Origin of the sequence: Ensifer sp. SL37 (assembly GCF_026672675.1) — a bacterium.
GTDB lineage: Bacteria > Pseudomonadota > Alphaproteobacteria > Rhizobiales > Rhizobiaceae > Ensifer > Ensifer adhaerens.
In genome coordinates this window covers 3,336,581-3,357,061 of sequence record NZ_JAPPRN010000006.1, presented here as the reverse complement: position 1 = coordinate 3,357,061, position 20,481 = coordinate 3,336,581, and the positions used below count along the sequence as shown (strand labels likewise).

Annotated in this window: 22 protein-coding genes; 10 read left to right on the top strand and 12 right to left on the bottom strand. The window is 64.0% G+C overall.

All coding sequences use genetic code 11. The features are described from left to right. Nucleotides 1-159: 159 nt before the first annotated feature. The gene (gene cobT, locus OVA00_RS28585; RefSeq protein WP_034795180.1) at nucleotides 160-1,176 is read right to left on the bottom strand and encodes a nicotinate-nucleotide--dimethylbenzimidazole phosphoribosyltransferase; all 1,017 of its coding nucleotides are present in this window, start codon (nucleotides 1,174-1,176) and stop codon (nucleotides 160-162) included. A gap of 247 nt (nucleotides 1,177-1,423) precedes the next feature. Here cobT and OVA00_RS28580 point away from each other — a divergent pair, with 247 nt between their 5' ends. The 4 genes from OVA00_RS28580 to OVA00_RS28565 are packed head-to-tail and all read left to right on the top strand — an operon-like array spanning nucleotide 1,424 to nucleotide 3,913. Further along, complete coding sequence (locus tag OVA00_RS28580; protein WP_060600886.1) at nucleotides 1,424-2,212, top strand: adenosylcobinamide-GDP ribazoletransferase; 789 nt, start codon at nucleotides 1,424-1,426, stop codon at nucleotides 2,210-2,212. Between the two features lie 35 nt (nucleotides 2,213-2,247). Further along, entirely contained in the window at nucleotides 2,248-2,469 is a 222-nt protein-coding gene (locus OVA00_RS28575) for a DUF1289 domain-containing protein (RefSeq protein WP_060600889.1), read from the top strand. Next, nucleotides 2,466-3,167: a retropepsin-like aspartic protease family protein gene (locus OVA00_RS28570; RefSeq protein WP_060520665.1), complete on the top strand. Its 702-nt coding sequence runs from the start codon at nucleotides 2,466-2,468 to the stop codon at nucleotides 3,165-3,167. Before OVA00_RS28575 ends, OVA00_RS28570 begins: the two co-directional genes overlap by 4 nt. Nucleotides 3,168-3,223: 56 nt before the next feature. Further along, nucleotides 3,224-3,913, top strand: a complete 690-nt coding sequence (locus OVA00_RS28565) for a hypothetical protein (RefSeq protein ID WP_060584982.1) — start codon at nucleotides 3,224-3,226, stop codon at nucleotides 3,911-3,913. Between the two features lie 15 nt (nucleotides 3,914-3,928). On the opposite strand, the gene OVA00_RS28560 is transcribed toward OVA00_RS28565, so the two are convergent. The 8 genes from OVA00_RS28560 to OVA00_RS28525 form a co-directional block, all read right to left on the bottom strand. Continuing rightward, nucleotides 3,929-4,690: an ABC transporter permease gene (locus OVA00_RS28560; protein WP_034795209.1), complete on the bottom strand. Its 762-nt coding sequence runs from the start codon at nucleotides 4,688-4,690 to the stop codon at nucleotides 3,929-3,931. After that, entirely contained in the window at nucleotides 4,687-5,613 is a 927-nt protein-coding gene (locus OVA00_RS28555; RefSeq protein ID WP_060520663.1) for an ABC transporter ATP-binding protein, read from the bottom strand. Before OVA00_RS28555 ends, OVA00_RS28560 begins: the two co-directional genes overlap by 4 nt. A gap of 106 nt (nucleotides 5,614-5,719) precedes the next feature. Then, a complete protein-coding gene (locus OVA00_RS28550; RefSeq protein WP_268090073.1) occupies nucleotides 5,720-6,205 on the bottom strand; it encodes a YeeE/YedE family protein in 486 nt (161 codons plus the stop codon). Then, nucleotides 6,202-6,609 carry a YeeE/YedE family protein gene (locus tag OVA00_RS28545; RefSeq protein ID WP_268090072.1) on the bottom strand — a complete coding sequence of 136 codons (408 nt, stop codon included), beginning with the start codon at nucleotides 6,607-6,609 and terminating at the stop codon, nucleotides 6,202-6,204. The genes OVA00_RS28550 and OVA00_RS28545 overlap by 4 nt, the downstream gene beginning before the upstream one ends. Next, the gene (locus OVA00_RS28540) at nucleotides 6,606-6,938 is read right to left on the bottom strand and encodes an ArsR/SmtB family transcription factor (RefSeq protein WP_034795232.1); all 333 of its coding nucleotides are present in this window, start codon (nucleotides 6,936-6,938) and stop codon (nucleotides 6,606-6,608) included. Before OVA00_RS28540 ends, OVA00_RS28545 begins: the two co-directional genes overlap by 4 nt. Nucleotides 6,939-7,551: 613 nt before the next feature. After that, a complete protein-coding gene (locus OVA00_RS28535) occupies nucleotides 7,552-8,787 on the bottom strand; it encodes an extensin-like domain-containing protein (protein WP_268090070.1) in 1,236 nt (411 codons plus the stop codon). Between the two features lie 326 nt (nucleotides 8,788-9,113). Next, entirely contained in the window at nucleotides 9,114-9,665 is a 552-nt protein-coding gene (locus OVA00_RS28530; protein WP_034795236.1) for a Kazal-type serine protease inhibitor family protein, read from the bottom strand. 238 nt (nucleotides 9,666-9,903) lie between these two features. Continuing rightward, nucleotides 9,904-11,718: a methyl-accepting chemotaxis protein gene (locus OVA00_RS28525; protein WP_060520659.1), complete on the bottom strand. Its 1,815-nt coding sequence runs from the start codon at nucleotides 11,716-11,718 to the stop codon at nucleotides 9,904-9,906. A gap of 274 nt (nucleotides 11,719-11,992) precedes the next feature. Here OVA00_RS28525 and OVA00_RS28520 point away from each other — a divergent pair, with 274 nt between their 5' ends. The 3 genes from OVA00_RS28520 to OVA00_RS28510 all read left to right on the top strand — a co-directional run bounded on the left by OVA00_RS28520 (nucleotide 11,993) and on the right by OVA00_RS28510 (nucleotide 13,740). Beyond that, entirely contained in the window at nucleotides 11,993-12,382 is a 390-nt protein-coding gene (locus OVA00_RS28520; protein ID WP_043626011.1) for an acyl-CoA thioesterase, read from the top strand. Nucleotides 12,383-12,393: 11 nt separating this feature from the next. Continuing rightward, on the top strand, nucleotides 12,394-12,984 hold the full coding sequence (locus tag OVA00_RS28515; RefSeq protein WP_060600902.1) for a hypothetical protein: 591 nt from the start codon (nucleotides 12,394-12,396) through the stop codon (nucleotides 12,982-12,984). A gap of 120 nt (nucleotides 12,985-13,104) precedes the next feature. Beyond that, nucleotides 13,105-13,740: a TerC family protein gene (locus OVA00_RS28510; protein WP_034795244.1), complete on the top strand. Its 636-nt coding sequence runs from the start codon at nucleotides 13,105-13,107 to the stop codon at nucleotides 13,738-13,740. Nucleotides 13,741-13,826: 86 nt separating this feature from the next. Here the strand turns inward: OVA00_RS28510 and OVA00_RS28505 are convergent, their stop codons facing one another. Further along, the gene (locus OVA00_RS28505; protein ID WP_034795307.1) at nucleotides 13,827-14,180 is read right to left on the bottom strand and encodes a DMT family protein; all 354 of its coding nucleotides are present in this window, start codon (nucleotides 14,178-14,180) and stop codon (nucleotides 13,827-13,829) included. A 483-nt stretch (nucleotides 14,181-14,663) separates the two neighbouring features. On the opposite strand from OVA00_RS28505, the gene OVA00_RS28500 reads away from it, so the two are divergent. Next, nucleotides 14,664-15,107, top strand: coding sequence for a TIGR02594 family protein (locus OVA00_RS28500; RefSeq protein WP_034795245.1), 444 nt, complete (start codon nucleotides 14,664-14,666; stop codon nucleotides 15,105-15,107). 67 nt (nucleotides 15,108-15,174) lie between these two features. On the opposite strand, the gene OVA00_RS28495 is transcribed toward OVA00_RS28500, so the two are convergent. After that, nucleotides 15,175-15,690: a GNAT family N-acetyltransferase gene (locus OVA00_RS28495; protein ID WP_218686683.1), complete on the bottom strand. Its 516-nt coding sequence runs from the start codon at nucleotides 15,688-15,690 to the stop codon at nucleotides 15,175-15,177. A gap of 73 nt (nucleotides 15,691-15,763) precedes the next feature. Next, nucleotides 15,764-16,261 carry a GNAT family N-acetyltransferase gene (locus OVA00_RS28490; RefSeq protein ID WP_089044159.1) on the bottom strand — a complete coding sequence of 166 codons (498 nt, stop codon included), beginning with the start codon at nucleotides 16,259-16,261 and terminating at the stop codon, nucleotides 15,764-15,766. A gap of 256 nt (nucleotides 16,262-16,517) precedes the next feature. On the opposite strand from OVA00_RS28490, the gene OVA00_RS28485 reads away from it, so the two are divergent. Further along, nucleotides 16,518-18,272, top strand: a complete 1,755-nt coding sequence (locus tag OVA00_RS28485) for an adenylate/guanylate cyclase domain-containing protein (protein WP_268090067.1) — start codon at nucleotides 16,518-16,520, stop codon at nucleotides 18,270-18,272. A 6-nt stretch (nucleotides 18,273-18,278) separates the two neighbouring features. Continuing rightward, nucleotides 18,279-20,450, top strand: a complete 2,172-nt coding sequence (locus OVA00_RS28480; protein ID WP_218686685.1) for a CHASE2 domain-containing protein — start codon at nucleotides 18,279-18,281, stop codon at nucleotides 20,448-20,450. Nucleotides 20,451-20,481 lie beyond the last annotated feature (31 nt).

Here is a 20,481-nt window from a genome sequence, read left to right as displayed (position 1 = left end):
GGTTGCAGGCACCCAAGACTATAGCTAGGGCGCGCATTTGCGCTTTGGATAGGCGAGAAGGACGCATCCATCAAGGCCCGGCACGCGACAGCTTCGCGCCCGTGACAGGCCTTGGACAGAAACCGGCCGGCCTTCCTGCAAAGCCCGGCCGGAACTTCACTATTCCTTGTTGCTGACGCCGGCCTGGGCAAAGGTCGCCATGCCGCTGTGGCAAGCAGCCGCCGCCTTGACGATACCGGCGGCAAGGGCCGCGCCCGTGCCTTCGCCAAGCCGCATGCCGAGTGCCAGCAGCGGCGTCTTGCCGAGCTTCTCGATCGCGCGCAGATGCCCCGGTTCGCCCGAAACATGGCCGATCAGGCAATGGTCGAGGGCCGACGGGTTGGCCGCCTTCAGGATCGAAGCCGCAGCGGTCGCCACGTAGCCGTCAATGATGACAGGTACCTTCTGGACGCGGGCGGCCAGGATGGCGCCAGCCATGGCCGCGATCTCACGACCGCCGAGGCGACGCATCAGTTCGAGCGGATCGGACAGGTGATCGCGATGCAGCGCCACGGCCTTTTCGACCGCGGCGATCTTGCGCTTCAGCACCTCGCCTTCGGAGCCGGTACCCGGACCGACCCATTCTTCGGCCGTGCCACCATAAAGGCCGAGATTGATCGCGGCCGCGATTGTGGTGTTGCCGATGCCCATTTCGCCGATGCACAGAAGATCCGTGCCGCCGGCAATCGCCTCCATGCCAAAGGCCATGGTCGCGGCGCAATCGCGCTCGGACAGCGCGGCTTCCTCGGTGATATCACCGGTCGGGTATTCGAGTGCGAGGTCGAAGACCTTCAGCCCGAGGTCGTGGCTGACGCAGATCTGGTTGATCGCAGCGCCACCGGCGGCAAAATTCTCGACCATCTGTGCGGTGACGGATGACGGGAACGGGGTCACGCCCTGGCGGGTGACGCCGTGGTTGCCGGCAAAGATCGCCACCAGCGGCCGGTTGACCACCGGCGCCTTGCCCGTCCAGGCGGCGAGCCAGAAGGCGATTTCCTCGAGGCGGCCGAGCGCACCCGGCGGCTTCGTCAGCTGGGCGTCCCGCTCCCGCGCGGCAACAAGGGCTGCCGCATCCGGGCCCGGCAGGTTGCGCAACAATTCGCGAAAATCATCAAACGGCAGGCCGCTAGCACTCATCGGAGGAATCCTTGCATCATCGTGAAGCTCTATCTACGCCCCTCATAGAGGGCGCCGAAAATTCGGGCAACGACATTTGCGCCAATCGGCGTCGCCGTCTCGATCCGCGAGCGGTCGCAGACGGCCTATGAAAGGTCTGGGAAAAGTGTGCGCGGCCCTCGCGGGTGCGCCCGCCCGGCTTGCGAGACTCGCCGCAGTCGGCGAGTTTGGCAGCGGCCGGGTCAATGGCCGCAACCTTGGAGGAGCCATGGGCTTCGTTGGCGATTTCTGTGACGATGTGGCGCGGTCGATCGGCTTTCTCAGCCGCATCCCGATGCCTGCGCGCCATTTCGAAGGTTATGACGGGCGCTTGAGCCGTGCCGTGCGCGCCTTCCCGCTAGCCGGCCTGGCGATCGCACTGCCATCGGCGGCCGTCGCCATGGCCCTCATGGCGCTGCAGGTGAGCTCGCTCTTTGCCGCCTTTGTCGTCGTCGCCATCCAGGCGCTTGTCACCGGCGCACTGCACGAAGACGGGCTTGGCGACACGGCCGATGGCTTTGGCGGCGGTCGCGACCGCGAAGCGGCGCTTGCGATCATGAAGGACAGCCGCATCGGCACCTATGCGGCCGTCGCCCTCATCCTCTCCTTCGGCCTGCGCGTCTCGGCGCTCGCCTCGATCCTGCCGCTCTTTTCGCCGCTGGGCGCCGCCATGGCGATCCTTGGCGCAGCGTGCCTCAGCCGCGCCGCCATGGTTTGGCACTGGTCGTCGCTTCCGCCGGCGCGCAGCGGCGGCGTCGCGGCCTCGGCTGGCGAGCCGGAACCGGCGGCCACGCGCTTCGCGCTTGCCTTCGGACTTCTTGTCGCAATGCTGCTCTTCTATCTCGCGCAGGTCCCGGCGCTCGGCGTCATCGCGGCGCTCGTCGCATTCCTTGCCACGGTCAAGGGCTTCGCTCGGCTGGCGATGCGCAAGATCGGCGGACAAACGGGCGACACGATCGGGGCGACGCAGCAACTGACCGAAATCGCCGTGCTCGGTGCCCTTGCGCTGACGGTTTGAAACATCGATATATCAAGGGAAAACTGAGCACGCCCATGGAATCTCCCTGCATTCTCGTCTGTTCGATCGATGACAAGACCGGCTACTGTTTCGGCTGCGGCCGTACCCGCGACGAAGTCGGACGCTGGACGCTCTATACCGATGCCGAACGCCGCGCGATCATGAGCGAGTTGCCTGCGCGGCTTGAGACCGTCGAACGCAAGCCGCGGCGCGAAACCCGACGCACGCGCATGGCGAGGGAACGCGGCGAAGCATGACCCGTCTTGCCATCCTGCTCTCGATCCTGGCCATCGGCCTCATCCTGCTGATCATCAACCACGACACCGGCCGCACCATGGGGCTCGCCAATGACCAGTTCGGGCAACTGGTCTCGCTCGGGGCCATCGCCACGCTGATCGGCGCCGGCATCCTGCAGAGCCGCCACCGCTTCGGCGAAGGCCTGCGTCAGATCGCCATCTGGCTCTTCGTCGTTCTGGCGCTGGTCTCGGCCTATGTCTACCGTTTCGAGTTGGAGGGCTTCGGCAACCGCCTGCTCGCCGGCCTCATCCCCGGCCGCGCCACCATCATCACCGACAGCGAGGGACAGCAGGAAGTGGTGCTGCAGAAGATGCTGAACGGTCATTTCGAGACCACTGCGACGGTCGACGGCAAGGACATCAGCATGCTGGTCGATACCGGCGCCAGCAACATCGCGCTCACCTATGAAGATGCGGAAAAGATCGGCCTCGACCCGGCCAACCTCAACTATATCGTCACGGTCATGACAGCCAATGGCCGGGCCCAGGCAGCCCCCGTGATGCTTCAGGAGATCTCGATCGGCCCGATCACCCGCCGCAACATCGGCGCAACGGTCGCAGCCAAGGGCAAGCTCGATCAGAGCCTGCTCGGCATGAGCTTCCTGTCGACGCTGGAGATGCTGCAGATGCGTACCGACGAGCTGCGTCTGCGCGACTGACCGGCATCGGCCCCGGCGCGCGGTCGTGCCACGCATAGAAGCAAGGGGAGCACGGCATGGATTTCATGCGACTGCTGAAGTCGATCGAGGAACTGCTCTATGAGCTCGTCTGCTGGCTGCTGTTTTATCCGCTCACCCTGTGGCGCACGCTGCGCCACCCGCAGGCGATGATGCGCTATGCCGACGTCGAGCTCGGCGACGACCTGCCGGAGCAGTACTCGGATGCGCTGAGCCCGCCGCTTTTTCTGCTGATCACGCTGCTCTTGGCGCATGGGCTGGAGCTCGGTCTCGTCAGCCGCGCAGTTCCCTGGGCGCCGACGTCGCTGCTTGCCTCCGACTCCAACCTGCTGATGTTTCGGGCTGTCGCCTTCAGCATTCTGCCTCTGCTGATGGCCGTGAAGCTCTTGCGCAACAAGGGTGCCAAGCTGACACGCGAGACGCTGCGTCCGCCCTTCTTCAGCCAGTGCTACGTCACGGCACCCTTCGCTTTTGCCATCAGCCTCGGTGGCCAATTGCTCTTGGCCGGGCACAACGCCTTCACCACTGTCGGCGCCGCCTTCGTGGTCGCTTCGATCGTCTGGTACATCGTTGCCGAAACGCGCTGGTTCATGGCCGACCTCGGGCTCTCCGCCGTGCGGTCGCTCCTCCACGTCGTGGTCACGATTCTTCAGGCGCTGCTCGCGATGGCCGTCGCCAGCACGATCATCGCCTATGCCAGTGGAGCCGTACCGGCGCTAGCACCCTGACCAGACCGACGGAAGTCAGTTACGCAGGCGGTAGCCGGTGCGGAAGATCCAGGCGAGCACCGACATGCAGACAGTCAGGAAGGCAATGATGATCACCGCGCTGAAGATCGGGTTGACGTCCGACACCTCGAAGAAGCTCCAGCGGAAACCGCTGATGAGGTACAGCACCGGGTTGAAATGGCTGACGGCCTGCCAGAAGGGCGGCAGCATCTTCACCGAATAGAAGCTGCCGCCGAGGAAGACGAGCGGCGGGATCACCAGCATGGGGATCAGGTTCAGTTGCTCGAAATCCTTGGCCCAGATGCCGATGATGAAGCCGAACAGGCTGAAGGAAATCGCCGTCAGCACGAAGAAGAAGACCATGACGAAGGGATGAGCGATCGTCAGGTCGACGAAGAGCGATGCCGTCAGGAGAATGATCGTGCCGATCATCATCCCCTTGGTCGCCGCGGCGCCGACATAGCCGAGCACGATCTCGACCATCGAGACCGGCGAGGAAAGCACCTCGTAGATCGTGCCGGTGAATTTCGGGAAATAGATGCCGAAGGACCCGTTACCGATGCACTGGGTCAGAAGCGTCAGCATCATCAGGCCGGGCGTGATGAAGGCGCCATAGGAAACGCCGTCGATCTCCTGGATGCGGCCGCCGATCGCCGCGCCGAAGACGATGAAATAGAGCGACGTGGAGATAACGGGCGACACCACGCTCTGCAGAAGTGTGCGGCGTGTGCGGGCCATCTCGAAGAAATAGATCGATTTGATCGCTTCGATGTTCATCGCCCTGCCCCCACGATTTCGACGAAAATGTCTTCCAGCGAGCTCTGTCGCGTGGAAATGTCCTTGAGCCTGATGCCGGCCTCCGCCAAGGCGGCGAGCAAGGTGGTGATCCCGGTCCGCTCGGCGCTGGTGTCATAATCGTAGATCAGACAATGGCCGTCGCCTTCGAGCGTCAGGTTGTAACCCGAGAGCACGTCAGGCACGCCATCCAGCGGATGGGCGAGATCGACGCGCAACTGCTTGCGCCCGAGCTTCGACATCAGCGCCGCCTTGTCCTCGACCAGCAGGATCTCGCCGCCGTTGATGACGCCGATGCGGTCGGCGATTTCTTCCGCCTCTTCGATGTAGTGTGTCGTCAGGATGATCGTCACGCCCGAGGCGCGCAGCCGCTCGACCACGTCCCACATGCTCTTGCGCAGGTTGACGTCGACGCCAGCCGTCGGCTCGTCGAGGAAGAGGACCCGCGGCTCATGCGACAGCGCCTTGGCGATCAGCACGCGCCGCTTCATGCCGCCCGAAAGCTCGCGCAGCATGTTGTCCTTCTTGTCCCAGAGCGACAGGTCCTTCAGCACCCTTTCGATATGGGCGGGGTTCGGCTTCTTGCCGTGCAGCCCGCGGGAGAAGGTGACCGTGTTCCAGACGGTTTCGAAAGCGTCGGTGGTCAGCTCCTGCGGCACGAGCCCGATCATCGCGCGGGTCTCGCGGAAATCGCGCACCACGTCGTGCCCCCCGACCATCACCGTTCCGCCGCTCGGATTGACGATACCGCAGATGATCGAGATCAGCGTCGTCTTGCCGGCACCGTTCGGCCCGAGCAACGCCAGGATCTCGCCTTCCTCGATATCGAGGCTGACGCCCTTCAGCGCCTTGAAGCCGGAGGCATAAGTCTTCGACAGATTGGAAACGGAAACGATTGGCGCCATGAAAACTGATCCGGAAGGAGGGGCAGAGTCTTGAGGTCCCGCCCTATATGGGACAATTCATTCCGATTTGCAGCCGGCTGGAATGAAAAAACAAGATGACTGTGCGTCAACGCCGCTGAGACAGTCCCGTATCCGCGCCCGCCCCGGCCGATGTCTGCCTCGGGAGCTTGCGGTCAACCAGCCGGTCATGGATCAGCATCCCGGCCAGCATTGCCACCACGAAGAGGACCGTTGCCGGCAAGCCAAGCGACAGCGAGGCGAGCGCCGGGCCCGGGCAAAGCCCGACCAGCCCCCAGCCGACGCCGAAGATCGCCGAGCCGACGATCAGTCGCCGGTCGATGACCTGATTGTTGGGCAGATGAAAGGTCCCGTCGAACAGCGGATGTTCCAACCGGCGCGTCACCAGAACTCCGAGCGCCGAAACGAAGACAGCGCCGCCGAGCACGAAGGCAAGGCTTGGGTTCCAGTTGCCGGTTATGTCAAGAAAAGCCCGCACGCGGGCCGGATCGAGCATTCCCGACAGCGAAAGACCGAACCCGAATACGACGCCGGAGACGAGCGTCGCGGCAAGGCGGAGCAAGGCGCTGTTCATGCGAAGAAACCCGCAACGAAGACCGTGACGATCGCCGCTCCCATGAAGGTGGCGACCGCGGCGATCGATCGGCGCGACAGCCTTGCAAGCCCGACAACGCCATGACCGCTGGTGCAGCCCGAGCCCATGCGCGAGCCGAAGCCCACCAGCAGGCCCCCAACCACGAGAAGCGGCCAGGAGGCCGTCACAGTCACCGACGGCCAGGCATCGAAAATGAGGCGGTACAACACCGGTCCGGCAATCAGCCCCAGTACGAACAATGCGCCCGACGAAGCCTGTACGCCCTGCAGCAGGCGCCCTGCGATGCCACTGATGCCGGCCACCCGGCCAGTGGCCACCATCAGGATCGCCGCCGACAGGCCAATCAACAGCCCGCCTGCCAGCGCATTCCCGTATTCATTCATGCTTTTGAACCATCTCGACAGAAGATCTGATAGAGCGAGCCGACGAGGCGCGCCACCTTGTCGTGGCTGAGCCGATAGAAAACCTGCTTGGCCTGCCGACGGGTCGCGACAATGCCGGCATCCCGCAACACCGTCAATTGCTGTGAAAGCGTGGGCTGGCGAATGCCCAGCATTTCCTCGAGCGCCGCGACAGAATGCTCGCCTTCGAGCAGCGCGCTCACGATCAGCAACCTGTTGCGGTTGGCAAGTGTCCTGAGGATTTTAGAAACTTCGGCGGCATGCACAGCCATATCGCTGCGCATCCCCGGAAATTGCATGACCGTTCCCATTTCGTCCTCCTGTGGCGTCAAGGAGTGAGTAGGGCCCCCAATGCTTGTAGCGGCCAACCAGACACTATCCAAGATTGTTATACGAAATAATATAATATCGTATTACTTATTACAAAACCAGACGAAACGGAGAGATCGGCACGGCCTCGCCAACCCGAGGTTTTCTCATATGCAGAAAAACATATAGAAAATTCAGTCTGTTACAATTGGATCCGAAAATGCCGGGAATCGCCATATTTGGGGCAACCGATCGGAACGCGACCCGGACGAGTAAAACCTAAAGTATAATACTACTTATTTAAGGAATCAGGTCGATTCGGAGATCTTCGCCGACAGCCAGCCAGGAACGCACTCGAACGAAAGCCGGCGCAGGATTTGTTCGGCCGACCACAGCAATCACGCCCAGCTGTCACGAAACCGTGACGCTCTTCGATCAGTTTGCAACGCGCGGGCCGCAACATCGCCCTTTGATTTGCGCTCGTGATTTGCAGGCCGGAGCCTCCCCCTTTTGCTCCGGTCGTTGGGCCGGCCTCCCCGCCGGCCTCTTTTTTTGCCGGCTTCCGAGCTTCGATAGCCGGCAGCCGGGAACCACTGGTGCCAACCGGCTGAACACCTAATCGCAGTGCCGATAGCCGGTCTTGCGCGTCCTCAGGTCGAAGTGGAAATGGTCCTTGTGGAAGGGGTCGCTGCCCGGGCCGAGCACGGTGTTGAAGTACTTGCAGCTGTCGGAACGCACGGCCTTCAGCAATGCCTTCTCGCGGAAGGCGAAGAAGCCCTTCTTGCGCACGTCGATTTCCTTGCCGTTCTTCAGCACGAACTTGCCGACATCGATGGCGTTGCCGCGCGCATGTTCCGACATCGGATTGCCGCGACGCGAATTCATCGTACGGCAGGAGTAGCCGCCAAGCGGCTTGATCGTCTTGATGCCGGACCAGTAGCGGTAGCGTGACGACGGGGCGAGTTCGTACTTCACCCACTTCGCGAAAGCCTCGGTCACCTCGCAATTGAGCTTGACCGCCGGCTTCACACCGATGCCGCCGGACAGCCCGCTGAGTTCGATCGGATAGTCGATGCCGCAGGACGGACCGTTGCTGATGCGCGGAATGTCGCTGAAGGTGACGCCGAGCTTTTTCAGGCGCTGGCGGCAAGCAATCTCGGAACCGGGCATCGCGCCGGTATATTCGGGCGTCGACATCGGATTGTTGGCGCGCGGCAGGAAGGCGACCTGCTGCGGCTCCTGCGTGCGCTGAAGGCGCTGCTGTTCCATGGCGCGGGCGCGCTGCGCCTGTTCGGCGGCCATCTTGTCCGGCGACAGCGGCGGCAGATCCGGGTCATAGCCAAGGTTCGCTTCGGCCGGCGCGGCGCTGTTTACGCCGCCGAGCTGGCGCACATTCTCGTCACCAATGCCGCCGACCACCGGCTGGCTGGCATTGCCCTCGGCAATGTCGTTGCTCTGCTCCTCCGCAAGCCCCACCACCGGCTGCTCCACGCCGAGCATCGCATCCATGTTGACGCCCTCTTGGGGAATAGCGCTCAAGCCGGCGCTTGCCGGCTGCGCGCCCGTCGCCACCGCCTCGTCGCTATCGAGCATCGGAAGCGCGCGGCGCGTCTGCTGAGGCGCCGCGTGCTGCGGATTGGTCTGGAAGGTCGAACGCTGCGTGGCGGCCGGATAGGCGGCCACCTCCTCTGCCGGCACGGCATCGACAGGAACCGGCCCGATCGACCCGACCCGCGCCCCGCCATCGATGCGGCCGGGCGGCGAAAGCGCGTCATCGGTCGAGCAGGTGACGAGCGAAAACGAAAGAACGAGCGCCGTCAGCGGGCGATGGAGACGAGTAACATAGGCCATACCGAACTGCGCCTTCCTCCAGGCGGCCCGAAAAAGACCACCGTCATCGCCCCGCTGCCCCTGCCGCCGCCACCGCGTTCAATTGGCACGCAATGGTTGCTACAGCACCTGCAATTGCTGCCTTTTGCCTGTGTCGCAAACCGGGCACAGCGGACAAAAAGCCTAATTTGCCTGGCATTTTATTCAAATACGGTAAACGAAGGCTTGCGCGCCAACCGCTGGAAATGGGGTGTCCGCGCTGCGAATGGTCCATCCATACCGACAAAAAAGAGCCCGCGTCCTCGTCGGACGCGGGCTCGCATGCTGAAGGCGTGATCGCTTGGGCCTTAGCGGCACTCGCCGCGATGGACGATCTGGAAACCGGCACCACCCGCCTCGCAGGCGTTGGAGAAGGTTTCGATGCGGCTGCCACGCTGGCCGCAGACCGGGGCATATTCGCGGGTGCAGAACTGGCCCTCGGATGGACGGTCGTCCTCCCTGCGGCATTCGCCGCGGCCGATCACCTGGAAGCCCTCGGAACGCGCCTGGCAGGCGTTCGAGAAGGTCTGCGTGCGGCGGCCGCGCTGGCCGCACACCGGATTGTATTCCATCGTGCAGGCCTGCGGCTCGCGATCCGGCGGGCGATAGTCCGGACGGCACTCGCCGCGGTGGATGACGTTGAAGCCGTCAGCGCGCGCCTGGCAGGAATTCGGGAAGCTGCGCATACGATTGCCGCGCTCGCCACAAACCGGCGCATATTCCATCGTGCAGGCCTGCGGGCGCGTGGGCCTCGGCCCCGGCCGCGGCTCGTCGACGACGACGGTACAGGCGGAAAGAAACCCGAGCGCCAGCATCATCAGCGCGATCGGCCGGGTCAGAAGTAGTTTGAGAAGTGCCATGGTGTCCCCTCTGGTGCAGCGGCCGGCAACCGGAGCGACGCCCCGTCGAACACCTCCCGCCTCTCGCGTATCTATCCCCGGCGGTGCTGAGGTCAAGACGGAGAATGTCTCCGTGCACGACAACCGGTGTGACGACGGCGGCACCTAAACGCGTATCCTTGCGACAGCATTGCGGCCGACCCCGAATGAAAAACCCGCGCGGCGTCGCGCGCGGGTCGCAATCGACAAACCTGAGGCGTCAGGCGGCGCGGCCGTAACCCGCGTGCGAGCCTGAAGGCTGCAGCCGGAACTTCGTCAGCAGCGACTTCAGCTCGCGGCTTTCGGCCGCCAGCGTCTGGCTCGCCGCCGTCGTTTCCTCCACCATCGCCGCGTTCTGCTGGGTCATCTGGTCCATGCTGTTGACGGCGACATTGACCTCCTGCAGCCCGGTCGCCTGCTCGCGCGCAGCCGTGGCGATCGAGGCCACCTGCTCGTTGACCCGGTTGACCTGCGCCTCGATCTCCGAGAGCGCCTCGCCTGTGGAGCGAACCAGATCGACGCCGGCGCCGACCTCGCGCACCGAGGCGCCGATCAGTTCCTTGATCTCCTTGGCGGCTCCGGCCGAACGCTGCGCCAACTCGCGCACTTCCTGTGCGACGACGGCAAAGCCGCGGCCCGCCTCGCCGGCGCGCGCTGCCTCGACCCCGGCGTTGAGCGCCAGCAGATTCGTCTGGAAGGCGATCTCGTCGATGACGCCGATGATCTGGCCGATGCGGCCGGACGAGCTTTCGATCCGCCCCATGGCGTCGATGGCATTGCGCACGATGCCGCCGGACTTTGCGGCGCTGGTCCTGGTCCGGTCGACCATCTCACGCGCTTCGTTTGCCCGTTCGGAGGCATGGCGAACTGTCGAGGTGATTTCGTCCAGTGCCGCGGCCGTCTCTTCAAGGGCGGCTGCCTGCTGCTCCGTCCGGCGGGAAAGATTGTTTGCCGCTTCGGAAATATCGCCGGCGCTGGCGGTGACGATCTCGGTCGAATGCGAGATCGAGCCGATGACATCGCGAAGGGCTGCGACGGCCGTGTTGAAGTCGTCCCGCAGCTTGCCGTATTCCGGCGCGATATGGCTGATCTCGGCGGTGAGGTCGCCACTCGCCAGGAGTTCGAGCGCCGCACCAACGGTTTCCATCGTCTCGGCCTGCGCCTCAGCCGTCGCCCGCTGGCGCTGCTCGTTGCCGCGCCGCTCGGAACTCAGTCGCTCCTGCTGTTCTGCCTCACGCGAGCGCAACTCCAGCCGTTCGCGCACCGAGTCACGCAGGACAACGAGGACCTTGGCCATCTGGCCGATCTCGTCGCCACGGTCGGTTTCCGGCACCTCCGAGGACAGATCTTCGTCGGCGATCGCCCGCATCGAGGCCTTCAGCTTTTCGACCGGCTTGACGACGCTGCGCACGATCGCCAGTGCCGCCATCAGGATGGCAAGAGCGGCGGCGGCAAGAATGCCGGCAACCTGCCAGGCGCGGTCGCGGAACATCGCCGCCAGGTCGTCGGCATAGACGCCGGTCCCGACCACCCAGCCCCAGGGCTTGAAGCCGGCAACGTGCGAATACTTCAGCACCGGCGCGTCGGCACCGGGCTTCGGCCAGTAGTAGTCGACGAAACCCTGGCCGCTCTTTTCGACGGTCTTTACGAACTCGACGAAGAGCTGCTTGCCGTTGGGATCCTTGTTTTCGGTGAGGTCCTTGCCGTCGAGCTCCGGCTTGATCGGATGCATGATCATGGTCGGATGCATGTCGTTGACCCAGAAATAGCCGCTGCCCTGGTAGCGCATCGCCTTGATCGCTTCGAGCGCGCGCTTCTGCGCCTCCTCGCGCGGCAGCGTGCCGGCCACTTCCAGCTTGTGATAGGCGTCGAACACGGCGATCGCGTTCTCGTCCATCGCCGCAAGCATCGCCTTTCGTTCGCCGACGAGCTTTTCCTGCGCCTGGAACAGACCGAAGGTCAGCGCCGCCGCCATGGTCAAAAGCGCAAATGCCACCAGCGCGTAGAGACGCGCCGAAATCCTGAATTTCTTCATTGCCAATCCCCTGCCCCTCGGCGCTCCCCGCGCCGCCCCAAATCCTGGCTGCCGCGGCATAGCCGGCAGGCACTCCCAGAGCCTGCAGGTTAGGATGAGGTCTTTGCAAAGCCCCTAACGAGGAACCCCTAAATTTGGCATTCCTCATTCACCCCCTGCGAAAGTATAACGAGCCGGCACCTCAAGGACGTTGCCAGCATTTGTGCGGCAGCGGGGTCTTCCCTCCGCAAGCGCGCTCGGGTTACATCTTGTCTCCAACAGGGAGACAGGCTGCATGACCGAACAGACGAGACCGACCGGCGAACTCACCTTGCGCACGCTCGCCATGCCGGGCGATGCCAATGCGGCGGGCGACATCTTCGGCGGCTGGGTGATGGCGCAGATGGACCTGTCCTGCGGCATCCGCGCGGCAGAACGCGCCCGCGGCCGCGTCGTGACGGCGGCGGTCAAGGAAATGGCCTTCGCGCTGCCCGTCAAGATCGGCGACACGCTCTGCATCTATACGGACGTGGTCAAGGTTGGCCGCACCTCGATGACGCTCAAGGTCGAAGCCTGGGCGCAGCGTTATCTCTCGCATCTGATGGAAAAGGTGACGGACGCGATCTTCGTGATGGTCGCGCTCGACGAGAACGGCAAACCGAAGCCGGTGCCGGCGGAAGAATAGGAGCGCGGCGTATGGAGCCTGCCCATACCGACCCGGAGATCTTCTCGCATATCCGCGTCGTCATGGGCATGATCGTCAGCCTGAGCCTCGCTCGGCTCTTGAGCGGCATTGCACTCTTCGTCCAGCATCCCGGCAAGACGCGCGTCTACTGGATCCACCTTGGCTGGGTCCTGTTCATGTTCGTCTTCCTCGTGCACTTCTGGTGGTGGGAGTTCCACCTGCATTCGCTGGCGGTGATCGATGTCAGCGTCTACCTCTTCGTCGTCCTCTATTGCTGCGTCTTCTTCTTTCTCTGCGTCATGCTGTTTCCAACGACGCTCGACGACTACAGCGACTACGAACACTACTTCATGTCGCGCCGGGCCTGGTTCTTTGGTGCCCTGGCGCTTGCCTTTGCGGTCGATCTCGTCGACACCGCGTTGAAGGGAAAGGCCTATTTCGCGTCCTACGGCTTTGAGTACCCGGCGCGCAACGCCGCCTACATCCTGCTCTGCATTGCCGCCGCCTGGACCCCGAGCCGCCGCTTTCACGCGGTCTTCGTCGTCGCAGCCGTCGCCTACCAGCTCGTCTGGATGTACCGGGCTTTCGATCTTCTCGATTGAGACGCGGCAGGGCCGTCGTTGAGGATTTCCGTCCAGTGGTCTTGATCCAGCGGCACGGCAGTGCTTTATCCGTTAGTCATATCTATATCTCGCATATGCAGGTCGGGGGACTGTTGCATCATGGAAATCTTTACCGCTGCCGGCCTGGCGGCGCTTCTTCAAGTCATCGTCATTGACCTCGTTCTCGCCGGCGACAACGCCGTCGTGATTGGTCTTGCCGCCGCTGGCCTGCCGACGGACCAACGCAAGAAGGTCATTCTCGTCGGCATCATCGCCGCCACGGTTCTGCGCATCGCGCTCGCCAGCGTCACGGTGCAACTGCTCGAAATCATCGGCCTGCTGCTCGCCGGCGGCATCCTGCTGCTTTGGGTCTGCTGGAAGATGTGGCGCGAAATTCGCGAACAGCAGGCAGCAAACGCGGCGGGTGAAAGCGGACAAGGCTCCGAGGCGCCGAGGAAAACCTTCATGCAGGCGGCCATCCAGATCGTCGTCGCCGACGTCTCGATGTCGCTCGACAACGTGCTCGCTGTTGCCGGCGCTGCCCGCGAACATCCGACGATCCTGGTAATCGGCCTTGCGCTTTCGATCGCCATGATGGGCATCGCCGCCGGCTTTATCGCCCGGCTGCTCAACCGCTATCACTGGATCGCCTATATCGGTCTCGTGATCATCCTCTATGTCGCGCTCGACATGATCTATCGCGGCGCAGTCGAGGTCTGGCCGCATCTGGCCCCGGCCGTGGCGGCGGTGATGTAGTTACCGCGACGCCGACGACAAACCGCTTTTCGCTGAAAAGGCAGGGTTTACGCCCTGCCTTTTTCTTTGTGTCCGTTGGGGGTGCGTCAGCCCTTGAAGATGAAGGAAGCACCGGCCGCGATCAGCGCGAAGCCGACCAGATGGTTCCAGCCGATCGACTCCTTCAGCCAGAAGACGGAGAAGGCTGCAAAGACGATCAGCGTGATCACCTCCTGCATCGTCTTCAACTGGGCCGCCGAATAGACCTGGTGGCCGATGCGGTTTGCCGGCACCGCCAGGCAATATTCGAAGAAGGCAATGCCCCAGCTGGCGACGATCGCCATGTAAAGCGGCGACGACGTGTACTTCAGGTGCCCGTACCAGGCAAAGGTCATGAAGACGTTGGAGATCAGGAGCAGAAGAACGGGCCAGAGATAGGCCGGAGAAAGGGTGAACGACATGAAGAACCTCGGCGTGCGAATCACGCTGTGACGATGCGCCGCCGCCCCGTAGGCGCGCAAGTGCCGCCGCTTCTCCGGCGTAAAGACCTGCCTTGGAAGGCACCGACCCACTATTTTTTTGATGTCTGACGCGGCGAATCGCCGTTTCGCATCAGCTATTTCGGCGATTAGCAATCCCTGCCCTAATATTTTACGGGTTTTGCCACAATTTTGCACCGGCGCATGGTGAATGAAGCTTTGCTGCCCGACGGGGCAGACAGGGGAATACCACACTTCGAAACGGCAGTTGCCGTGAAGCTGGCTCCGCGTTTTGCCGCGGTTCGCCGGCGTGCCCGATGCGGCGTTTTTCAACGCCTGCACGCGCGCGTCCGCTGATATCTCCCCGCCCAACATTGGAAACCGTTGAGCAACCGGGTGCCATGCCGGCGATTGCCAGGCCGCCCCGACCGTTCGCACCAAGCAACTTGTCAAGGAGACCTGACCATGAAGGTCCTGGCGTTTCTTGCGGCTGCCTATGTCGCGCTACTGACACCTGATTTCGCCAATGCGGGCATGCTTGCCCAGGCGCAGCAATACAAGGGCCTGCACGAGGTCAAGAACAACAAGACCCTTCGTGCAGCGCTCGGCATCAACCCTGCCCGCACCCCCTGGTGCGGCCACTTCATGGGCATGGTCGCCCGCAAGGCCGGGCGCAGTCCGCCGCAGAGCTTCGGCATCGCCCGTTCCTGGCTGCGTTTTGGCGCGCCCGTGAAGCTCTCCTATGCCCGTCCCGGCGACGTCGTCGTCGTGCGCACCGGCCGCGGCTATCACGTCGGCATCCTGTCCATGCTGTCGAAATCGACGGCCCAGCTGATCGGCGGCAACCAGTCCGGCGGCGTCAGGGTATCGCAGTTCGCACGCGGCCAGGTGGTCGCCATCAGACGGTAGCGCGGCCACAACCGCGCCCGAGCGAGCTTCTTTCAGCGCCGGCTTTCCGGAATGCTGGCTTGCGCCCTCAAGCGAGCTTCAGCCGCATGGCACAGCGCCGCTCTGCCGGCAGCCCGTGCGCAGCCTCGTTGGCAAGGATTTCGGCAAGACGCGGATCGAGTTCGCCCGCATCGAGCGCCACAAAGCCGAGCTTGCGATAGAAGTGCTCGTTCCAGGCAAGATCGCGGAACGTCGTCAGCGTGACGGCGGCGCATGACGTCACGCGCGCATGCGCGATTGCCGCCAGCATCAGCGTGCGCCCAAGCCCCTGCCCCTGACGTTCCGCCTCGACGGCAAGCTGCCAGATGTGCATGGCATCGTCGGCAACCGTAGCGCAAAGAAAAGCGATCGGCCGATCGGAGGCGTCGACCATTACCACCGATAGTCCGGTGCGCAGGAATTCGCGATGAGCTTCTGCCGATTGCACGTCGTCGTCGGCAATCCAGGCAAGCTCGGGGACGGTGCGGAACACCTCGCCCGAGGAGCGCTCGATGGCGGGCAGAAGAGAAAGGTCGCTTTCGCGTGTGGGTCGAATCAGCGGCATGGTGGCGCCATCCTACCGCTGCACAGCGCCGCGTCGACCCCGCTGCGTGTTCCCTGGCTGACCGCCACGCCGCTTAAAGCGACAACGCCATCAACATCTCGTCGAAATAGGCATCGTCGACCCGCAGCGCGCGCTGTTCCAGGCCGTATTCGACGAATCCCGCCTTCCGGTAGAGGCTGAGGGCAGCGGCGTTCGACGAGATGACTGTCAGCAACAGCCGCTCCACCTTGCCCCGCGCTTCGGCGATAATCCCGTCGACGAGCAAACGCGATAGCCCGGTTCCTCGTGCCTCCGGCAAGACGTACATGCCCCAGAGGGTCCCCTTGTGCTTTGCCTTTGTCGCCGTCTGGATCGCGAGGCCAGCAACACCCATGAGCTTTTCATCGCTATCGAAGGCGCCGAGGACGAAGCCGCTATCAAGACGTTCCGCTGTGACCTCGATCGGCCGGCTGGCCTCATCCTCGTAAGATGAACCGAAGGCTTCGGGATGCTTCAGCAGGCCGTCTAGCCGAACTGCCCGATAGGCCTCGGCATCACTGGAGGTGAGCCGGCGAATGGAAAAAGGCGCCATCACTGTTGATCCCGAGCGCGATAGAGGTTGCCGGCCTGAACCAAGCGCGGCGGCATGAAGGCCGCGAACCTTGCACAATCGGCCGCTCCGCGGAAGCACCGGCGAGTACAATCTCGCGTAGAAGCCGCGTGGAGCATTTTTACGCATTGAGCAGCGTCTTCAGGCCCGATCAGGGCGATTTACGCTTCTCGGACTTTCTAATTTAAGTTACGCTTAATTTCCTTCTGACCAGATGCCGCAGGAGGGGCCCGCCGCCTTGGAACGGAAGCTCGCCGTGATCCTTGCTGCCGATGTCGCTGGTTACAGTCGCCTTGTCGCGACCGACGAGGAAGGCACGCTTGCGACCCTGGCCACCTACTGCGAGACGATTTCCGGCCTTGCTGCGGAGCACGGGGGCCGCGTCTTCGGCGCGGCCGGCGACAGCCTGGTCGCGGAATTCCAGAGCGCCGTGCAGGCTGTGCGGGCGGCGGTCGCCATCCAGCGAACCCTTCAGCGCCGCAATGCCGACCTACCGCCAGAACGGCGCATGGAGTTCCGCATCGGCCTCAATCTCGGCGACGTGGTTGTCGACGGCGGCAATCTGCTCGGCGACGGGGTCAATGTCGCCGCCCGGCTCCAGCAGGTGGCGCAGCCGAACGACATCTGCATTTCCGGCGCGCTCCACGACCAGATCGAAGGCAAACTCGAGTTTCCGATGCAGCGCCTCGGCGAGCGCGCGCTGAAGAACATACCGCGTCCGGTCTTGGTCCACCGCGTCGAGTGGCGCGAGAACCCGGCGGGCGGCGACTTGCCCGGCATGCCGCTTTCCCTGCCCGACAAGCCATCGATTGCGGTGCTGCCCTTCGTCAACATGTCCGGCGATCCCGAGCAGGATTTCTTCGCCGACGGACTGACTGAGGACATCATCACCGCACTGTCGCTTTACCGCTGGTTCTTCGTCATCGCGCGCAACTCTTCCTTCGCCTACAAGGGCCGCGCCGTCGACGTCAAACAGATCGGCCGGGATCTCGGCGTGCGCTACATCGTCGAAGGCAGCGTGCGCCGGTCCGGCTCCCGCGTGCGCGTTACCGGCCAGCTGATCGAGGCCGAGACCGGCAACCACCTCTGGGCACAGCGCTACGAGCGTGAATTCGCCGACCTCTTCGCCATTCAGGACGAAATCACCCAGCATGTGGTCGCGGCAATCGAGCCGGAGATCCTGATCGGCGAAAACCGGCGCGCGCAATTGCGGGGCACCGACAATCTCGGCGCCTATGAATGCCACATGCGCGGCACCCTGCTGCACAACGCGCAGGATTCCGCCGCGCATTTCGACGAGGCGATCGAATGGCAGCGCCGCGCCATCGCCCTCGATCAGGAATTCGGCCGCGCGCACATGATGCTCGCCCGCTCGCTCTTTGCCCGCTGCTTCTTCGGCTTCAGCAAGGACATCGACCGCGACAGCGCCGAGCTGCAGGCGGAGGCCGCGCGCGCGGTGGTGATCGACGATCACGACCCCTATTGTCACTATGTCATGTGTCTCGCCAACTTCGCGGCCCAGCGGCCGCACGCCGCGGTCGAGGAAGCGCAACAGGCGATCGACATCAACTCCAACTTCGCGCTCGCCCACATGGCGCTCGGCTGGGCGCGCATCTATATCGGCCGCTTCGCCGAGGCGCTGGACCCGCTGCACAAGGCGCTGCGGCTGAGCCCGCACGATCCGCTCACCTATCTCTTCCTCAACCGCATGGCGCTCGCCCACTACCATCTCGGCAACTACGACGAAGCCCTGCGCTGCGCCGAACGGGCGCTGCTCTTGCGCCGCACCTATTTCAACCTGGTGATGCTGATCACCTGTCTCGGCCAGCTCGACCGCATCGATGAGGCGCGCAAGCTTCTTCCGGAAGCGATCGCCAACGCACCGAACGACGTGCCGCGCTACTGGCGCTTCTTTACCGCCTATGTCGATCCTACCGACCACGCGCATTTCAATGACGGGCTCGTCAAGGCGGGCCTGCCCATGGTTCCGTAGGCCGCCATGACACGATCGCAACTGTTCGGGGTTCTGATCGGCATGACGGTGGTGGCGTTCTTCACCATTCTGCGCGCCCAGGATCCGCAGTTGCTGCGCCAGGCGCGCGACGTCACCTTCGACGAATACCAGCGCATTGCGCCGCGCCGCTTCGAGCCCATGCCGGTCAAGATTATCGACATCGACGAGGCGTCGCTGCGCGAGCTCGGCCAATGGCCCTGGCCGCGCGATCGGCTGGCGAAGCTGACCGACCGCTTGAGCGAGATGGGTGCGGCCGCGATCGCCTTCGACGTGCTCTTTGCCGAGCCGGACAGATTGTCGCCGCGCACGGTGGTGCGCGATGTCGGCGGCGTCGATCCGTCCTTCCTTGCCGCCCTGCCGGACAATGACGAGATCTTCGCCGAGGCGATCCGCGACAAGCCCGTGGTTCTCGGCTTCGGCCTGACCAACGAGGGCAGCTACCTGCCGCCGGTCAAGGCCGGCTTTGCCCTGACCGGCGAAAGCGCCAACGAAGCGCCGCCACGCCTGCGGGCCGCGACGCCGCTCAGGCCGCAGCTCGAGGCCAATGCCGCCGGCCTCGGCCACATCAGCCTCAATCCCGGCTCGTCCTCGGCGGTGGTGCGCACCGCCCCGCTATTCCTCAGCGACGGCCAGCAGTTCTATCCGAGCCTGGCCATGGAGGCCCTGCGGGTGGCCCAGGGCGCTTCGACTTATGTCCTGGCGGCCGCACCAGACGTCGCCAACACGCTGACCGCCGTCAAGATCGGCGACTTCGTCGTACCGCTGATGTCGACCGGCGAGGTCTGGCTCTATGTCACACCGGACACGACGGAACGCTATATCTCGGCGCGCCGCATTCTCGCTGACGGCGAGCCTTCGCCGGATATCCGCGCCGGCATCGAAGGCAGCATCGTCTTTATCGGCACTTCGGCGGCCGGACTGCAGGATGTGCGCACCACCGCGCTCGGCCAGAACGTGCCCGGTGTTTCGATCCACGCGCAGATCGTCGAGCAGATCCTGTCGGGTCGCTATCTTTCGCGCCCGGATTGGGCGAACGGGCTCGAAATCCTCTCGATCGCGCTCGCCGGAACGCTGCTGGTGCTGCTCACCACCTTCGTCAGCCCCGTGGTCGCACTCGTCTGCGGCATGGCGGTGACGGCGCTGGCGCTCGTCGCCTCCTGGATCGCCTTCTACTATGGCGGACGGCTTTTCGATCCGCTGGCGCCGATCCTCGCCGCCTCGATCACCCATTTCGCGGCCACTGCCTACCGCTTCCTGGTGACCGATCGCGAACGCCGCGAGGTGCGGCAGGCCTTCGGCCGCTATCTCTCGCCGTCGCTGCTCTACCGCATCGAGCATACGCGCAATGCCCTCAGCCTCGGCGGCGACGATCGCGAGCTCACCGTGATGTTCGTCGACGTGCGCAGCTTCACCGAAATGAGCGAGCGCATGACGCCGACCGAGGTCGTCGCCTTTCTCAACACGCTGCTCGATGCGCTGAGCCGGCATGTGCTGGCCAACGAGGGCACGCTCGACAAGTTCATCGGCGATTCGATCATGGCCTTCTGGAATGCGCCGGTCGACGTCGCCAACCATCCGCAAAAGGCAGTGCGTGCTGCGCTTGGCATGCGCGAGACGCTGGCACGGCTGAACGCCGACAATGCCTTCGGCTTCGGCGCCGATCAGGAAGTGCGCATCGGCATCGGCATCCACACCGGGCTTGCCTGCGTCGGCAACATGGGCGCCGAGACGCGGTTCAACTATTCCGCCGTCGGCGACACCGTGAACATCGCCGCGCGCATCGAAGCGGCCTGCAAGGACGTCAACATCGACATTCTGGTGTCCGAGGCGACCGCCCAGGCTCTGCCGGACCATGCCATGCTCGACGCCGGCTCCCTCGGGCTCAAGGGCAAGACAACGCGAACGCGGGTCTATGCCGTCGCCGGCGACCAAAACCTCGCTGCCTCGCCCGCCTTCGCGGATCTGCGCGGCCTGCACGATCGGCTGGTCGCCGCACTCGGCGCTCGGACGCAGACCAGCCGCAGCATCGTCAACGCCGCCAAGCTGAAGGCAGCGGCACTGACGCCGGCACTCGCCGGTTTCTACGCCCGGATCGGCCGCCGCGCCGACCATTTCGCCCAGACCACCGACGAGAATACCAAGCGTCCTGCCGAATGAGCTTGCCAACGGCAGCCGAAAGCCACCTCAC

Excerpts from the sequence above, each read along its gene's own strand:
- OVA00_RS28555 (WP_060520663.1), bottom strand. The coding sequence starts at position 5,613 with ATGGCGCCAATCGTTTCCGTTTCCAATCTGTCGAAGACTTATGCCTCC.
- OVA00_RS28525 (WP_060520659.1), bottom strand. The coding sequence starts at position 11,718 with ATGAAGAAATTCAGGATTTCGGCGCGTCTCTACGCGCTGGTGGCATTT.
- OVA00_RS28515 (WP_060600902.1), top strand. The coding sequence starts at position 12,394 with ATGGAGCCTGCCCATACCGACCCGGAGATCTTCTCGCATATCCGCGTC.
- OVA00_RS28520 (WP_043626011.1), top strand. The coding sequence starts at position 11,993 with ATGACCGAACAGACGAGACCGACCGGCGAACTCACCTTGCGCACGCTC.
- OVA00_RS28560 (WP_034795209.1), bottom strand. The coding sequence starts at position 4,690 with ATGAACATCGAAGCGATCAAATCGATCTATTTCTTCGAGATGGCCCGC.
- OVA00_RS28565 (WP_060584982.1), top strand. The coding sequence starts at position 3,224 with ATGGATTTCATGCGACTGCTGAAGTCGATCGAGGAACTGCTCTATGAG.
- OVA00_RS28535 (WP_268090070.1), bottom strand. The coding sequence starts at position 8,787 with ATGGCCTATGTTACTCGTCTCCATCGCCCGCTGACGGCGCTCGTTCTT.
- OVA00_RS28495 (WP_218686683.1), bottom strand. The coding sequence starts at position 15,690 with ATGCCGCTGATTCGACCCACACGCGAAAGCGACCTTTCTCTTCTGCCC.
- OVA00_RS28480 (WP_218686685.1), top strand. The coding sequence starts at position 18,279 with ATGACACGATCGCAACTGTTCGGGGTTCTGATCGGCATGACGGTGGTG.
- OVA00_RS28570 (WP_060520665.1), top strand. The coding sequence starts at position 2,466 with ATGACCCGTCTTGCCATCCTGCTCTCGATCCTGGCCATCGGCCTCATC.
- OVA00_RS28490 (WP_089044159.1), bottom strand. The coding sequence starts at position 16,261 with ATGGCGCCTTTTTCCATTCGCCGGCTCACCTCCAGTGATGCCGAGGCC.
- OVA00_RS28510 (WP_034795244.1), top strand. The coding sequence starts at position 13,105 with ATGGAAATCTTTACCGCTGCCGGCCTGGCGGCGCTTCTTCAAGTCATC.
- OVA00_RS28500 (WP_034795245.1), top strand. The coding sequence starts at position 14,664 with ATGAAGGTCCTGGCGTTTCTTGCGGCTGCCTATGTCGCGCTACTGACA.
- OVA00_RS28545 (WP_268090072.1), bottom strand. The coding sequence starts at position 6,609 with ATGAATGAATACGGGAATGCGCTGGCAGGCGGGCTGTTGATTGGCCTG.
- OVA00_RS28575 (WP_060600889.1), top strand. The coding sequence starts at position 2,248 with ATGGAATCTCCCTGCATTCTCGTCTGTTCGATCGATGACAAGACCGGC.
- OVA00_RS28580 (WP_060600886.1), top strand. The coding sequence starts at position 1,424 with ATGGGCTTCGTTGGCGATTTCTGTGACGATGTGGCGCGGTCGATCGGC.
- OVA00_RS28540 (WP_034795232.1), bottom strand. The coding sequence starts at position 6,938 with ATGGGAACGGTCATGCAATTTCCGGGGATGCGCAGCGATATGGCTGTG.
- OVA00_RS28505 (WP_034795307.1), bottom strand. The coding sequence starts at position 14,180 with ATGTCGTTCACCCTTTCTCCGGCCTATCTCTGGCCCGTTCTTCTGCTC.
- OVA00_RS28530 (WP_034795236.1), bottom strand. The coding sequence starts at position 9,665 with ATGGCACTTCTCAAACTACTTCTGACCCGGCCGATCGCGCTGATGATG.
- OVA00_RS28550 (WP_268090073.1), bottom strand. The coding sequence starts at position 6,205 with ATGAACAGCGCCTTGCTCCGCCTTGCCGCGACGCTCGTCTCCGGCGTC.
- cobT (WP_034795180.1), bottom strand. The coding sequence starts at position 1,176 with ATGAGTGCTAGCGGCCTGCCGTTTGATGATTTTCGCGAATTGTTGCGC.